Annotated in this window: 11 protein-coding genes; 4 read left to right on the top strand and 7 right to left on the bottom strand. The window is 73.1% G+C overall.

Features of this window, described 5'->3' with window-relative positions; translation table 11 throughout:
• Window positions 1-129: 129 nt before the first annotated feature.
• Window positions 130-561 carry a division/cell wall cluster transcriptional repressor MraZ gene (gene mraZ / locus ACPPVT_RS08810; protein WP_426566620.1) on the bottom strand — a complete coding sequence of 144 codons (432 nt, stop codon included), beginning with the start codon at window positions 559-561 and terminating at the stop codon, window positions 130-132.
• Window positions 562-1,152: 591 nt separating this feature from the next.
• On the opposite strand from mraZ, the gene ACPPVT_RS08805 reads away from it, so the two are divergent.
• From ACPPVT_RS08805 to ACPPVT_RS08795, 3 genes are read left to right on the top strand one after another with little or no spacing between them, the layout of a single operon-like run.
• Window positions 1,153-2,133, top strand: a complete 981-nt coding sequence (locus ACPPVT_RS08805) for an AAA family ATPase (protein WP_426567104.1) — start codon at window positions 1,153-1,155, stop codon at window positions 2,131-2,133.
• Between the two features lie 10 nt (window positions 2,134-2,143).
• A complete protein-coding gene (locus ACPPVT_RS08800) occupies window positions 2,144-3,472 on the top strand; it encodes a DUF58 domain-containing protein (protein ID WP_426566619.1) in 1,329 nt (442 codons plus the stop codon).
• Window positions 3,469-5,865 carry a transglutaminaseTgpA domain-containing protein gene (locus ACPPVT_RS08795; RefSeq protein ID WP_426566618.1) on the top strand — a complete coding sequence of 799 codons (2,397 nt, stop codon included), beginning with the start codon at window positions 3,469-3,471 and terminating at the stop codon, window positions 5,863-5,865. The genes ACPPVT_RS08800 and ACPPVT_RS08795 overlap by 4 nt, the downstream gene beginning before the upstream one ends.
• A gap of 128 nt (window positions 5,866-5,993) precedes the next feature.
• Here the strand turns inward: ACPPVT_RS08795 and ACPPVT_RS08790 are convergent, their stop codons facing one another.
• From ACPPVT_RS08790 to ACPPVT_RS08765, 6 genes are all read right to left on the bottom strand, one after another.
• A complete protein-coding gene (locus tag ACPPVT_RS08790; RefSeq protein WP_426566617.1) occupies window positions 5,994-6,434 on the bottom strand; it encodes a DUF3040 domain-containing protein in 441 nt (146 codons plus the stop codon).
• A gap of 146 nt (window positions 6,435-6,580) precedes the next feature.
• A complete protein-coding gene (locus ACPPVT_RS08785; protein ID WP_426566616.1) occupies window positions 6,581-7,855 on the bottom strand; it encodes a DNA polymerase IV in 1,275 nt (424 codons plus the stop codon).
• A gap of 39 nt (window positions 7,856-7,894) precedes the next feature.
• Window positions 7,895-8,704: a methyltransferase domain-containing protein gene (locus ACPPVT_RS08780; RefSeq protein ID WP_426566615.1), complete on the bottom strand. Its 810-nt coding sequence runs from the start codon at window positions 8,702-8,704 to the stop codon at window positions 7,895-7,897.
• A gap of 94 nt (window positions 8,705-8,798) precedes the next feature.
• Entirely contained in the window at window positions 8,799-12,809 is a 4,011-nt protein-coding gene (locus tag ACPPVT_RS08775; protein WP_426566614.1) for a DNA polymerase III subunit alpha, read from the bottom strand.
• Window positions 12,806-13,264 (bottom strand): SAV_6107 family HEPN domain-containing protein, encoded by a 459-nt coding sequence (locus tag ACPPVT_RS08770; protein ID WP_426566613.1) that lies wholly within the window; start codon window positions 13,262-13,264, stop codon window positions 12,806-12,808. The genes ACPPVT_RS08775 and ACPPVT_RS08770 overlap by 4 nt, the downstream gene beginning before the upstream one ends.
• Window positions 13,265-13,303: 39 nt before the next feature.
• The gene (locus tag ACPPVT_RS08765) at window positions 13,304-13,717 is read right to left on the bottom strand and encodes a DUF6504 family protein (protein WP_426566612.1); all 414 of its coding nucleotides are present in this window, start codon (window positions 13,715-13,717) and stop codon (window positions 13,304-13,306) included.
• A 337-nt stretch (window positions 13,718-14,054) separates the two neighbouring features.
• Here ACPPVT_RS08765 and ACPPVT_RS08760 point away from each other — a divergent pair, with 337 nt between their 5' ends.
• Window positions 14,055-14,951 (top strand): MerR family transcriptional regulator, encoded by an 897-nt coding sequence (locus tag ACPPVT_RS08760; RefSeq protein ID WP_426566611.1) that lies wholly within the window; start codon window positions 14,055-14,057, stop codon window positions 14,949-14,951.
• Window positions 14,952-14,996 lie beyond the last annotated feature (45 nt).

Raw genomic sequence — 14,996 nt, 5'->3', positions numbered from 1 at the left:
TGGGGCTGGCGCCGGGCCGTCCGGCCTGGTCCCCAACCGCTCCGAGGGATGCGCCCTGGCACCGGGGAAGGTGCGCCAGGACGACGTGGAGCGGGTGGAGACCGGATCGGACGGATCGAACGGGGTCGGTCACAGGAGTCCGGGGACCACCTCCTGCGCCTGCTCGGAGAAGGCCTGCTCGCTGGCGGCCAGGTACTGCTCCCACGCCGTGGCGTCCCAGATCTCGATCCGGGCCCCGGTGCCGATGACCGCAAGGTCGCGGCCGAGCCCGGCGTACTCGCGCAGGACGGTGGGGATGGTGACCCGACCCTGCTTGTCGGGGACCTCGTCGCTCGCGCCGGACAAGAACACGCGCAGGTAGTCCCTGACCGCTCGGCTGGTGACCGGGGCCGACCGCAGCTGCTCGGCCACCCGGCTGAACTCGTCCATCGCGAAGACGTAGAGGCAGCGCTCTTGGCCCCTGGTCACGACGAGGCCGCCGGCCAGCTTGTCGCGAAACTTCGCGGGCAGGATCAGCCGGCCCTTGTCGTCCAGCTTGGGCGAGTGCGTGCCAAGAAACACCACGCACCTCCCTCCCCGAACCGCGGACCTGAACCGCCTGCCGACCCTGCGTGACCTGCAACGGAAGCCCCCCGGCCCTCCGACGTCCTCCACATTACTCCACTTCACTCCCCGGTCAAGCACGTTGGGCCATTCGAGGAGGGACCCATCCAGACAAACCCGCAGGTCAGACCGGATGAAGCGGACATGCGGGCGGTGGAGGGGAATGCTGGGTCCCCAGGCCGACGCGGGCGCTGCGACGAGCAGGGACGGGAGTCTCGAGCACGAGCCAGGACGCGGCACAGCAGCCGCACGGAGCCGTATCGCTCGGTCGTGGAGGGAAGTGGGGGACCCTGCGGAACGCGCCGGGCCCGGACGGCGTTGATCAATGCGGGACGTTGCGCCTTTGGGGTGAATACACGGGATGAACCGGCCCTCAGGACACGAAACGGAAACGGAGCGGACACGGGAAGGTACGTCGCGCCTCCCCCGCGGCGGCCAGCGGTGACAGACTGCACAACACGCCTGGTGCATTGGGATCCCTGACGGGGATGCCGTGCGCCACGCACACGCACCCGATCCAGACGCCACGCAGGAGGCCCCGTGAGCGCGATGAGCGCCCCGCAGACCCGGTCCGAGCTGGATCTGGCGCAGCTGCGCCGGACGACCACGGCCATCGCCGGTGCCATCAGCTCGGTGATCGAGGGCAAGCCGGACGTCGTCCGGATCACCCTGACCGCGCTGCTCGCCGAGGGCCACCTGCTGATCGAGGACGTGCCCGGCGTCGGCAAGACCATGCTGGCCAAGGCCATGGCGCGGGCCATCGACTGCACCGTGCGCCGCGTGCAGTTCACCCCGGACCTGCTGCCCAGCGACGTGACCGGCGTGAGCATCTACAACCAGGAGACGCGCGACTTCGAGTTCAAGCCTGGCGCGATCTTCGCCAACGTGGTGCTCGGCGACGAGATCAACCGCGCTTCGCCCAAGACCCAGTCGGCACTGTTGGAGTGCATGGAGGAGCGCCAGGTCACCGTCGACGGCATCACCTACCCGCTCGAGGCCCCGTTCATCGTGGTGGCCACCCAGAACCCGATCGAGATGGAGGGCACCTACCCGCTGCCCGAGGCGCAGCGCGACCGCTTCCTGGCCCGCGTCTCGATGGGCTACCCGGGGACCGCCTCGGAGCTGGCCATGCTGAGCAGCCACGGCTCGTCGTCCCCGCTGGACGAGGTGCAGCCCGTCGCGACCGCGGCCGACATCCGCGAGCTGGTCGCCCAGACCCGCTCGGTCTGGGTGTCCGACCCGGTCAAGCAGTACGTGGTGGACATCGTCGACGCCTCCCGGTCCACCCCCGATCTGCGGCTCGGTGCGTCGCCGCGAGCGGGGCTGCACCTGCTTCGCGCGGCCCGCGCGCAGGCGGCCCTGGAGGGCCGCGACCACGTGCTGCCGGACGACGTCCAGTCCCTGGCCGTCCCGGTGCTGGCCCACCGGCTGCTGCTCACGCCCGACGCGCTGCTCGCCCGACGCAGCGCCCAGGACGTCGTCCAGGGTCTGGTGCAGCGCGTCCCGGTGCCCAGCGGTCCACTGAGCTGACGGGTTTCTGGTGTCGCCGCGAGCCGCCCGCCGGGACCTGGGACGACGACTGCTCGGGCCGCTGTCCCGGCTGACCACACGTGGTCGAGCCGTGCTGGCCGCCGGCCTGACCTGCGCACTGTGCGCCGTTGTGCTCGGGCAGCAGGACCTGCTGCGGGTGGGTGTGCTGCTCGCGCTCGTGCCGGTGATCACCGTGCTGGTGCTGGGTCGAGCTCGCTACCGGCTGGCCTGCGCACGCTCGATCTCGCCGGTCCGGGTCGAGGTCGGCAAGCCGGCGCAGGTGGTGCTGGAGATCGCCAACGTGTCCAGCACCCGTTGCGGCATGGTGCTGGCCGAGGAGCAGGTGCCCTACACGCTTGGCTCGAGGCCGCGGTTCGTGCTGCCGGGGCTGGAGTCCGGTGAGCGGCGCGCGGTCAGCTACCCGGTGCGCTCCGACGTGCGCGGCCGGTTCCTGGTCGGGCCGCTGAGCCTCACTCTGACCGACCCGTTCGGCATGGGTGAGCACCGCCGCTCGTTCACCGCCCGCGACCAGCTGATCGTGATCCCCAAGGTGGCCGCCCTGCCGCCGGTGCAGCTGCCTGGTGACTGGAGCGGCTCCGGCGATAGCCGTCCGCGCGCCGTCTCGGCCTCGGGCGAGGACGACGTCACCACGCGCGAGTACCGCCAGGGTGACGACCTGCGCCGGGTGCACTGGCGGTCCACGGCGCGCCGCGGCGAGCTGATGGTGCGCCGCGAGGAGCAGCCCTGGCAGAGCCGGGCGACACTGCTGCTGGACCGCCGGCGGGCGGCCCACCGAGGGGACGGACCGGAGTCCAGCTTCGAGTGGGCGGTGTCCGCGATCGCCTCTGTCGCAGTCCATCTGGCCTCGCGCGGGTACGCCGTGCGGCTGGTCGACGGCACCGAGGGCCAGGAGTCGGCCAACCCCTGGGCACACATCGCCAGCAGCGGCGGCGAGTCGACGTCGTCCGCGGTGCTGGACACGCTGTCCTCGGTCGCCCCCGGTGGCGGTATCGAGCTGCAGCGCGCGGTGCACGCCGCCGCGCGGGCCGCGACCGGTGGCCTGGTCGTCGCCGCACTCGGCGAGATCGACGAGCAGGACACCGCGATGCTGGCCAGCCTGCACCAGGCCGGCACCAACTGCGTGGCGCTGGTGGCGGACACCGCGTCGGTGATCAACGACGCCGCCCTGTTCACCCAGGTGCGCGAGCGCACCCTGGCCCAGGTCGAGCAGCTGCGGGCCGCCGGCTGGGACGTCGTCCCCGCGCGGGGCCGTGAGCCGTTGGAGCAGACCTGGCGTCGGATCGGCTCCGGCCGTTCGCTGGGAGGTGTGCGCCGATGACCAGGGATCGCCTGGCCCCCGTGCTCGCCGCCGTCGCGACGTTGCTGACCACCTGGTCGCTGGCGCCCGTGGTGGACGGCAAGGAGTGGCAGGGTCCGTGTATCCTGCTGATCCTGGTGGTGATGGTCGTCGGCATGGGCGCCCGGGCCGCCCGGTTCCCGAGGGCGCTGGTCGCCCCGGTCCAGCTGCTCGCCGGCGGCGTGGTGCTGACGGCGATCTTCGCCGGCGAGAGCGCCATCGCCGGCCTGCTGCCCGGGCCGGCCGCCATCGAACGGCTCGGCCAGGTGGTGGTCGACGGTGGCGACACCATCAACCGCTACTCCGCGCCGGTGCCGACCTCGCACGGCATCTCGCTCATCCTGGCCATCGGTGTGCTCTCGATCGCCGTCCTGGTCGACCTGCTGGTGGTCGGGCTGCGCGCGCCGGCCGCGGCGGGGATCCCGCTGCTCGCGCTGTACGCCGTGCCGGCTGCGGTGGTGCCGACCGGGCTGCAGTGGCGCTACTTCGTGGCCGCGGCGGCGGGCTGGCTGCTGCTGCTCGCGCACGACGCGAGCAGCCGGGTGCTGCGCTGGGGACGGCTGCTGCCGCGCTGGGGCACCGGGTTCGGCGCGAGCCGGCAGACCTTCGGCAACGACACGGCGGCGATGGCTGCGACCGGACGCCGGGTCGGGCTCGCGGCGATCGTGCTGGCCGTGGTGATCCCGGCCGCGCTGCCCGGCGTGTCCGACGGGCTGCTCACCACCGGGTCGTCCGGCGGCCAGACCGCCGGGCTGAACGGGCTCACCGTGATCAACCCGGTGCTGACCCTGCGGGACAACCTCGCCCCTCGGCGCAACATCGAGGTCCTGCGCTACAACACCAAGCAGGCCGACGTCCAGCCGCTGCGGATCGTCACCGATGACAGCTTCGACGGGGACAGCTGGAAGCCGGGCACCCGCGACGTGTCCCGGCGCAACCGGGCCAGCCAGGGGCTGCCCACTGCACCGGGTCTGTCGCCGGACGTCTCGCAGAGCGAGTACACGATGCGAATCGAGGTCAGCCCGAGCCTGGACCAGGACTTCCTGCCGCTGCCCTACCCCACGCGACGGGTCGACATCAAGGGCGCCTGGCTGTACGACGCGTCGTCGCTGAACGTGATCGGCGACGGGGAGACGGTGCGCGGCAAGAACTACACCGCGACGTACCTGGCGGTGCGCCCGACAGTCGACCAGCTGCGCAACGCACCGGTGCTGGCCCCCGACATCATGCAACAGTTCACCCGGCTGCCGCGCAGCCTGCCGGACGTCGTGGCGCAGACGGCGCGTGCGGTCACCAAGGGCACCACGAACCAGTACGACCAGGCGATGGCGCTGCAGGAGTGGTTCCGCTCGGGCGGCAAGTTCACCTACTCCACGGACGCACCGTCGGACTCCGGCGGCGACGCGGTGGCGGCGTTCCTGCGTGATCGGCGCGGCTTCTGCGTGCAGTTCTCCTCGGCGATGGCGGTGATGGCCCGCACCCTGGGCATTCCCTCCCGGATCGGTGTCGGCTTCCTGCCCGGCACTCCGACGCAGGACGACTGGTGGTCGGTCAAGCTGACGGACGCGCACGCCTGGCCCGAGCTGTACTTCCAGAACGTCGGCTGGGTCCGCTTCGAGCCGACCCCGGCCTCGCGTACCGGCTCCGCACCCAGCTGGGCACAGGTCGGCGCGACCGTCGGCTCGGGCGGAGTGTCGTCCGGTACGGCGACGGCCGGCACCGGCGCCACCGCCACCTCCTCGGTCGATCCCCGCATCCAGTCGCTGGCCGACGCCGAGGCGCGCGAGCGCACCGGCGAGATCAACGCGGTCACCGCGACCGTCGACCCCGGCAACGCCGGGCTGGTGCGTGCCGTGGAGGTCGCACTGGTGGTCCTGCTGCTGCTGGCCGCGGCACTGCTGACGCCGGCCAGTGCGTGGCTCGGGCGTCGACGGCGCAGGCGCCGTGCGGCGGCGGCCGGGCGGGACGTGGAGGCGTCCTGGGCGGACCTGCACGAGCAGGTTGCCGACCTCGGCATCGAGCTGCCCGTTTCGCTGACGCCTCGTCAGGTGGACCATCGGCTGCAGTCGGCGGCCACCCTCGGCGAGGACTCCCAGGCGGCGCTGTCCCGGATCAGCACCACCGTGGAACGGGCCCGCTACGCTCGGCCCGGCAGCGCCGTGGACGACCTGCAGGGCGATGTCCGCACGGTCGTACGGGCGGTATCGGCCACCCGGCCGCGCTCGCAGCGGCTGCGGGCCGTGCTCTACCCCTCGTCGGGGACGTCGCGGATCACCGGGGTGGGTCGCCGGCTCGGACGGTTCCTCGGCGGCTGGGATGAGCGGATCGCCCGGGCAACGCACCGGCTGCGTCGGCCGCGGATCCACAAGGGCTGACAACCCGCCGCACATGCGCTGACAACACCGCAGTCCGGGGCAACTCGGGGCACTCAGGAGGTGCTGGCGCACCTTTCGGGTGGCCGACCTCGAGCGGACTGATGCTCGAGGGGACGTTCAGTGGCGGGCTACCAGCCCTGGCCCTGGTCCTTGCGGTGGTCCCAGCGCTGCTCGAGGCGCTGCATGAACGTGCCGGACTTGGCGGCCTTCTTGCTCGCCTTCGCGCGGCGGGGTTTCGTCAAGCCGTCGGCGCCGACTGCCCCGATCGGGCCGTTCCCCTTGACGGCGACACCCTTGGCGCTCTGCCGTCGAGGCGGCGTCAGCGCCAACCCACCGGCCCCGAGCATCAGCACGAACCCCGCGACGGCCAGGGCCACAACCCCTTGTGCCACACCGAGAACGACCAGGACCAGCCCGATGACGACACCGATACTGCCGAGCATGATGCGGCGGCGCTGGCGGGCCTTCGGCGTTCGCCCGCGCATGGCCGTGGCGAACTTCGGGTCCTCGGCCTCCATCGCGTGCTCCATCTGCTCGAGCACCCGCTGCTCGTGCTCCGATAGCGGCACGGTGACCTCCCCGCTGGCACTGAGACGATGGAGGGACGACGACTGGGAAGGTCGCCGTCATTCCCTTTGCAGGTCCAGGATAGGTCGCGATAGTCGAGCGCGAAAGCGCAGCGGGGAAATGGGTCGCTGAGGTAGCCCAACCGATGTCAGTCCGTGACCCGTGGATCCGTCTGGCGGGGCAGGCCGGCAGGCCGTTGCGGGGGCGGATCCGGGTCCACCAGGCTGGCCGGGCGGACGCTGCCGGCGCCGAACCGGGCGCTGGCCTGGTCGACCGCTCGCTCGGCGTCCCGCCAGCCGAAGGGCTTGTCGTCCAACGCGAGCTGGCGCTGCTGCTGGTCAGCCGGCTGCAGCCCCTCGACCCGGACGCCGACCAGCCGGATGCGGCTGCGTTGCAGACCGAGCGCCTCGTACAGCGCGATCGCGGTGGCGTACACCTCACGGGCGACGTCGGTCGACTGCGGCAGGGTGCGGGCCCGGGTGATCGTGGTGAAGTCGGCGAACCGGACCTTGATCGAGACGGTGCGGCCGACCTGCCCGGCGGACCGCAGCCTGGCCGCGGTGCGCTCGGCGAGACGGAGCAGCTCGCGGCGGATCACCAGCGGGTCGTCGACGTCGTGCGAGAACGTCTCCTCGTTGCCGATGCTGCGCTCGCTCTGCGCGGGGACCACCGTGCGCGGGTCACGCCCCCAGGACAGTTCGAACAGCTGGGAGCCGACCGCCTGGCCGAGCGCGCGGCGAAGGGTGTCCACCGGTGTGTGCGCGATGTCTGCCACGGTGCGCAACCCGAAGCGGTGCAGCGTCTCCTCGGTCTTCTCCCCCACGCCCCAGAGCGCGGCGACCGGCAGCGGGTGCAGCACCTGCAGCGTCTGGTCGCGCGGGACGACGAACAGGCCGTCGGGCTTGGCCAGGCCGGAGGCCAGCTTGGCGACGAACTTCGTCGAGGCCACGCCGACCGAGCAGGCCACGCCCTGCTCGTCGTGCACGCGGTCCCGGATGTGCTGGGCGATCTCGGTGGGCCGCCCGAGCCGGCGGATCGACCCGGCCACGTCCAGGAACGCCTCGTCCAGCGACAGCGGCTCCACCAACGGCGTGACGTCGGCGAACACGGCCATCACCCCGTCCGACACGGTCGAGTACCGGCGGTGGTCCGGCTCGATCACGGTGGCCCGCGGGCAGAGCCGGCGGGCCCGGGACATCGGCATCGCGGCGTGCACCCCGAACGTGCGGGCCTCGTAGGTGGCCGACAGCACGACGCCACGGGAGCCGGAGCCGCCGATGATGACCGGCGTGCCGACCAGGTCGGGACGCTCGAGCAGCGACACGGAGGCGTAGAACGCGTCCATGTCGGCGTGCAGGATGGTGCACCCGGTGTCGTCGGCGTCCTTCGGTCGGTGCGCCGCGGTGATCTGACGCCGGCTCATGCCGTCGCCTCGGCCCGCGGGTAACCGGTCACTGGGTGCTCACCGCGGTTCGCGGACCGCCACGACGTGCAGCTGCGCGGCCAGCGACGCGAGCTCGGGGTGGTCCGGATGGTCACCGGCGCGCTGCTCGAGCTCGAGCAGCGCGGCCCGGGCGTCCTCGCCGTCCACCAGAGCCTCGGGGACCAGGTCGCTGAACAGCCGCACGCCGTGCACCAGCCCGGGTTCGCGGCGGGTGGACAGCCCGGCCGCCTCGGCGAGAGCGACGATGCTCGAGGCGTCGAAGCGGCGCGGCAGCGGGTCGGCCTGCCCCCAGCGGCCGTCCGGAGCGTCCAGTGCGTGCGCGGCCTCCGCGAACCGGCCGGCGAGGGCTCGGGCCAGCACGACCGCGAGCCGCTGGGCGACCAGCAGGCTGGCGACGCCACCGCCGCGGAGCACCTGCGAGATCGCGTCGAGCGCCTCGGCCGGCTCGTCGACGTACTCCAGCACCCCGTGGCAGCAGACCAGGTCGACGCCGCCGGGCTGGACGACCTGGGCGAGCTGGGCCGCGTCGGCCTGGACGCCCTGGATCCGCCCGACCACGCCGGCCTCCTCGGCGCGCCTGGCCAGCGCCGCGAGCGCGTCGGGGCTGGGGTCGACGACGGTGACGTGGTGGCCCAGGGACGCCAGCGGGACGGCGAGTCCGCCGGTGCCACCGCCGACGTCCAGCACCACGAGCGGGCGGCTCGGGTCGTCGCCCTGGAGGGTCCGCGCGGTACGCGAGACGACCTCCCAGACTGCGGCGGTGCGGGGGGCGCTGGCGACGTCGCCACGGCGAGCCCGGCGGGGCGCGTCGGCGGATGGTGCGGCCACCGGTGGCCTCCTCGAGGTCGTCGGACCCGGGCTCGGTGCGCGCGGGAACCGCGGTTCCCGCGGTCATCGCCCAGCCTAGTGAGGTGCGCCGCGCTCACCGGCCCGAACTCCCCGGGCTGGAGTGCCACAGCTTGCGCGGGGCGGACTTGACGTCCTCGCCCGGCGGCTTGACGTCCGCGTAGGGCGACTGCTTGAAGCCGCTGGCATGCACCAGGACCCGGCGGTGGCGCTGCCCCGCGCCCATGCCGCCGGCCTTGGCCGCCGGCTCGTCGACCTGCGGCGGCACCATGACCGGCCGGGTCGAGCGGCTCGCCGCTGCTGCCACGGTCGCTTCGGCCGTGTACTCGACGAGCACCTCCTCGCGGTCGTCCGGGACCGCCTGGGCGTGCGCCAGGACGTCGGCGGCGTCCAGCGCGGCGTGCACGGCGGGCAGCCCACCTCTCGTCCACGCCTCCCACAGCGGCGGCAGCTGCCACGCCCCCGTCGCCCGCAGCGAGACCCCACGCGGGCCGGTACGTCGCAGCACTCCACGCACCACGAGCAGCCACGAGTGGAAGACCGTTGCGGCGTAAGGGCCCTGGACGTCCTCGAAGAAGGTGGCGTCCACCGGGCCGGTGGAGTCGTCCAGGGTGAGGAAGACGACCCGCCGCCCGGAGCGGATCGGCGGGGTCTGGGTGGCGACCTTCACCCCGGCCACCAGCAGCTCGGCCTGGTTTCGCTGGTCGAGCAGGTCCTTGCTGCGGGTGACGCCGAGCGCGTCGAGCATCGGGGCGTAGGCGTCGACGATGTGCGCGCTGGCATCCAGGCCGAGCACCTCGAGCTCGGCGTGCACGCGTTCAGTCATGGTCATCTCCGGCAGCCCGGTCGGCCGAGTGGTGTCCGGCGCGTCGCCGAGGTCGAGCGCGAGCTGCACGGGCTGCTCCGCGGCCGGGACTGCGGGGGCCGCGGCCTGCGACTGGGCCGCGGCCAGGGCCCGCACGTCGTCCGGGCTCTGCGGGCCACGGGCCCCCTTGGCCACCCGGGCCGCGGCCCGCTGCCTGCCCAGGCCGGTGCCGCGGGTGGTGGCACGCGTCCAGCGGTCCAGCTCGACCACCTGGAGCATCAGGTCGCGACGGGTCACCTGCCCTCGCCGGCGTACCGGCAGGCGCGCGGCCAGGCCGCCCAGGCCGTACAGGCTGTCGAACGCCCCGGCGACGACGAGCCGCTCGACGACCGGGCGGCTCGCCCTGGCCCGATGCCAGAAGTCGGCGAGCGAGGCGTACGGCCGCCCGGCGACGATGCGCTCGACCTCGGCGTCGGTGATCCCCTTGACGTCGGCGAGCGAGAGCCGGATGCCGTAGTCGCGCCCGTCCGGTAGGTCCGGGTGCGGGCGCGGGCGCGGGCCGTCGTCCGGGTGCTGCGGACCGGCGTCCAGCTGGTCCAGGATGGCCGGCGGTGGCTCGTCCCACGGGGCGAGGCGCTCGACCCGGTAGGTGTTGTCGCTGGCGTTGACATCCAGCCCCAGGACGGCAATGCCGAGACTGCGCGCGTCGTCCAGGATCAGCCGCTTGGGATACATGCCGGGGTCGTGGGTCAGCACCCCGGCCAGGAAGGCGGCCGGGTGGTGGGCCTTGAGCCAGGCCGACTGGTAGGTCGGCAGCGCGAACGCCGCGGCGTGCGCCTTGCAGAAGCCGAAGGACGCGAATGCCTTGAGCACCAACCAAATCCGCTCGACGTCGGCCGCGGTGTAGCCGCGCGCACGAGCTGCGGGGCGCCACCAGGCCTCGACCTCCAGCTGGCCGGCCGGCGAACCCATCGCCCGGCGCACCTCGTCCGCCTCGGCGAGGCTGACCCCGGTGGTGACCGCCACGATCTGCAGCACCTGCTCGTGGAAGACGACCACGCCGCCGGTGTCCTCCAGCACCGGGCGCAGCGAGGGGTGCAGGTACTCCGGGTCGCGCCAGCCGTGCCTGGCCTGCAGGAAGGGGGTCACCATGTCCGACTTCACCGGGCCGGGACGGAACAGCGAGATGTCTATGACGATGTCGTCGAACGTCTCGGGCCCGAACTTGCCGACCAGCTCACGCTGCCCGGGCGACTCGATCTGGAAGCAGCCCAGCGTGTGCGTCGAGCGGATCAGCCGGAAGGTCGCCTCGTCGTCCAGCGGGACGTCCGACCGGTCGTCGAGGTCGACCTGCACTCCGTCCACCCGGATGATCTCGTCGACGGCGTGCGCCATCGCCGACTGCATCCGGATGCCCAGCACGTCGAGCTTGAGCAGTCCCATGGCCTCGACGTCGTCCTTGTCGAACTGGCTCATCGGGAACCCCAGCCAGCTCGCCTCGACCGGGGTGCGGTCCAGCAGCGTGATGTCGGACAGCACGACGCCGCACGGGTGCAGGGCGATGTGCCGGGGCAGCGCGTCGAGCCGCTCGACGTGCTCGAAGAGCAGGTCGAGCCGCTGGTGACCGAGGCCGCTGGTCCGCAGCTCGGGCAGCTCGGCGATCGCGGTGCGGGCGTTGCGCGCCCTGATGTGCGGGAACGACTTGGCGATGGCGTCGACCTCGACGGGCGGCAGCCCGAGGGCGGCACCGACGTCCCGGACGGCGTGCCGCACCCGGTAGGTGTCCATCATCGACACGCAGGTGACCCGCTCGCCGCCGAACCGTTGCAGGATCTGCTCGTAGACCTCGGTGCGCCGGGCCGACTCGACGTCGATGTCGATGTCCGGCAGCTGGGCGCGCAACGGCGAGCAGAACCGCTCCATCAGCAGACCGTGCTCGATCGGGTCGACACCGCTGATCCCGAGCAGGTAGTTGACCAGGCTGCCTGCCCCTGACCCGCGAGCCGCGACCCGCACGCCCATGCCCCGGATCAGGTCGCAGACCGCGGCGACGGTGAGGAAGTAGCTCTGGTAGCCGAGCTGGTCGATGACGTCGAGCTCGGCGGCGAGGCGTTGCCCCACCTCGCCCAACCGACGCTGCGGTGCACCCGGGTAGCGTCCGGCGACCGATGCGTGGACCCGCTCGCGCAGCACTGCGCTCGGGCTCTGGCCCGCGGACAGGCCGAGCACCGCGGGCTCAGGCAGGTGCACCGACCCGATGCCGAGGTCGGCTCTCGGGTCGAGCTCGCACCGCCCGGCCAGCGCGGCCGTGTCGGCCAGCAGCCGACGCACCTCGTCGTGGGCCAGGTGGCTGCCACCGCCGAGGGTCGCCACGACCTGCTCGGCGGTACGCGTCATGGTGGCGCCGTCGGCCAGGTAGCCCTGGGCGGTCACCCGGTCGAGGTGACGCACGTCGAGCGTGACCAGCCGCCGGGTGGCATCCAGGACGTCGGCGGTGGCGGCCCCGTCGGGGGTGGCATAGCGGACCGCGTTGGTCAGCACGGCGGGCAGGCCGGCTGCCCTGGCCAGCGCCAGCATCCGCCCGGCGTGCTGCACGCTGAGCGGGCCGTTCGGCGGCCCGTGGTGACAGACCACCTCGATCGCCAACGACCCCTCGGGCAGCACCTCGCGCCACCGGGACAGCACGGCGCGGGCCAGGTCCGGACGCCGGGCCAGCACCGCCCGACCGACCTCGCTGGACGGGCCGAGCAGCACCGTGAGCGCTGCCCCATCGGACGTCGGCGTACTCGCGTGGCGGGCGAGCATCGCCAGGTCGGTGACCGGCGTCCCCCGCTCGCCGCCCAGCGCGGCGCTGGCCAGGTGCGCCGCGGAGGTCAGCCGGCACAACGCCGCCCACCCCGCACCGGCACCCGCCGGTGCGGCCGGGCCGTGGGCGAGCACCGTGACCCGAGGACGGTAGGGATCCACCAGGGCCCCACCGCGCACAGGCGTCCGCCCGTTTCCGGCGGCCCGCGCCGCGGCCGACGGATCGGCCCAGCCCGGCAGCCCGTCGACCAGACCGGTGGGTGCCGTCGCCAGATCCACCCCGAGCAGCGGGGCGATGCCGGCGCGCTGACAGGCCAGGACGAACTTGACCGCGCCGTACAGCCCGTCGCGGTCGGTGAGAGCGAGTGCGCTCATCCGCTGCTCGACCGCACGGTCCACCAGGACCTGCGGCGAGGAGGCGCCGTGCCGTAGCGAGTACCCCGAGGCCACGTGCAGGTGGACGAAGTCGCTGGTCATCCCGACAACGGCAGCGGGAGCGTCCCGCTGGAGATCGAAGCGGCCCCCACGGGCAGCACCGCGTGACGCGGTAGACCGAGCACGCCTTCGACCACTGCGAGGAAGGCCTCGCCGTCGCGGACCAGGTCATCCGCCTCCCGGCTGCTCACGGCGTCCTCCCGGCCGGCCTCGACCGCGGCTCGACGGGTCGCCCCGGCGTCGAAGAAGCTGGCCCACTCCCCCAGCTCGGGCGCCACTGTGGGCAGCACCTCCCACACGCTGCGCGGCCGCCCGTACCGCTGCGGACGCCCACGCACCGACAGCACGGCGGCCGCAGCCCGCAGCGCAGCCAGGTGGGCCGCGACGTAGCGCTCGCCGGCCGAGGTGGCGCTGAGGGCCATCACCAGGCTGTCCCTGGCTCGGTCGACCAGGTCGAGGCTGCCGGGTGGGACGCGCGCAGGGCCGGGTGTGGTCACGAGATCCTCCTGCCAGCTCGATGGTCGATGGGGTGCGCCTCAGTCGTCGACGCCGGTCAGCCGCCAACCGGTGACGGGCTCGGCAGACGGGTCGTGCACGAGGTCGTAGACCCCGACCGGGCTGGAACGCCCGGCCGCGGCCTCGACCCGCCAGACCTGTCGTTCTGCCGGCTCCAGGGATGCCCGGACCTCGCCCGGCGCGAGCGCCACCGCCCCCTGCGCGGTGGACCCCCCAGAGGTCTCGGCCCGCAGACCGAGCAACGCCGTGGCGGCCGCCTCTCGCCACCACACGCGCCGCTCGTACCAGTGCGCGAGCACGCCCCGGACGACGTACAGCCGGTCACGCCACACGAAGGCCACCGGCGCCGACAGGCCTACGGCGGCGCCCTCAGGATCCGCCACCTCGGCCGCGTTCGCCGTCCGCACCTCGATCGCCTCGTCGTACCGCCGCACAGCAACCACCTCCACCACGACTGATGCCCGCTGGTCGCGCTGCCGTGGGGAAGGAGGCAGAGCCGGACCGGCCAGATCCGGGTGGCGGCTTCCCCACCGCCACCCGGACCAGGCAGGTCCGGGCCCGTCACGGGGCCGGGGTCGAAGCGGCCGGAAGGACGGACCCTCCCCCGAGGCGACGGGGAGTACGCCTCGAGAGGATTCGAACAGGTGTTCGAACGACTACGAGACTACACCCGGGCTCGGACAGTCCGTCAACACCATCGAGCCACCCGCTCTTGACACCTCCCGCGACGTGCTTGAGGTTGCCCCGGGGTAGACCCCTAGCCTGCCGGACATGACCTCGAGCACCACCCCCGACGAGCTCCTGACCATCGGCGTGCTGGCCAGGCGCACCGGCCTGACCACGAAGGCGATCCGGCACTACCACCGGGTCGGCCTGCTGCACCCCGCGCACGTGGACCCGCAGACCGGCTACCGGTACTACACCCATCAGCAGCTCGACATCGCCCTGCTGGTGCATCGGCTGCGTGCAGTGGACGTCCCGTTGCAAGAGGTGCGCGAGTGCCTGAACAGCTCCGACCTCGACGCCGTGACTGCGACCTTGGTCCGGCACCGCCGACGCGTCGAGGCCCGCTCGATCCGCCTGCGCGGCGATCTGCACACCATCGACCACTACCTGAAGGAGACACCGGTGACCCAGACCAGCGGGCCCTCCCAGCCGCAACAGGCCACCCAACCGGCCCAGCCTGCCGATGTCCACCCGGACACCAGGCTGGACCACGACGTCGAGCGGCGACTTGCCGTCGCGCTCTTCAACGACACCTGGCGGCTGATGGAGAACGAGGCCCGCACCCCGGCCGACGACGACCGCATGCTGCACACCGCGCACGCGTCGCGGCACCACTGGGCCGGCGTCGGCACCCCGGTCAACCTGGCCCGCGGTGAGTGGCTGTGCTCGCGGGTCTACGCCGTCCTGGGTCGTGGCGAGCCGAGCCTCCACCACGCACAGCGCGAGCTGGACCTGTGCCGGGAGAACGCGATCGGCGACTGGGACCTGGCGTTCGCGTACGAGGCGCTGGCGCGTGCGCACGCCGTCAGCGGCGATGCGCTGGCCGCCCGGGCCGCCACCGAGCAGGCACTGGCGTGCGGCGAGGACATCGCCGACGACGAGGACCGCGCCATGCTGCTGGCCGACCTGGAGACCATCCCCGGGCAGCCGCGCTTCTGGTGAGGGCCGCGCCGGTGCGACTCACCTGCGCGACGGTAGTTCGCACCG

The organism is Angustibacter sp. McL0619, from assembly GCF_049994355.1.
GTDB lineage: Bacteria > Actinomycetota > Actinomycetes > Actinomycetales > Angustibacteraceae > Angustibacter.
The sequence above is the reverse complement of the archived record's forward strand: the minus strand, read 5'-3'. Positions and strand labels throughout refer to the sequence as shown.

Coding starts and splice junctions, on each gene's coding strand:
- ACPPVT_RS08760 (WP_426566611.1), top strand. CDS start 14,055: ATGACCTCGAGCACCACCCCCGACGAGCTCCTGACCATCGGCGTGCTG.
- ACPPVT_RS08805 (WP_426567104.1), top strand. CDS start 1,153: ATGAGCGCCCCGCAGACCCGGTCCGAGCTGGATCTGGCGCAGCTGCGC.
- ACPPVT_RS08775 (WP_426566614.1), bottom strand. CDS start 12,809: ATGACCAGCGACTTCGTCCACCTGCACGTGGCCTCGGGGTACTCGCTA.
- ACPPVT_RS08795 (WP_426566618.1), top strand. CDS start 3,469: ATGACCAGGGATCGCCTGGCCCCCGTGCTCGCCGCCGTCGCGACGTTG.
- ACPPVT_RS08785 (WP_426566616.1), bottom strand. CDS start 7,855: ATGAGCCGGCGTCAGATCACCGCGGCGCACCGACCGAAGGACGCCGAC.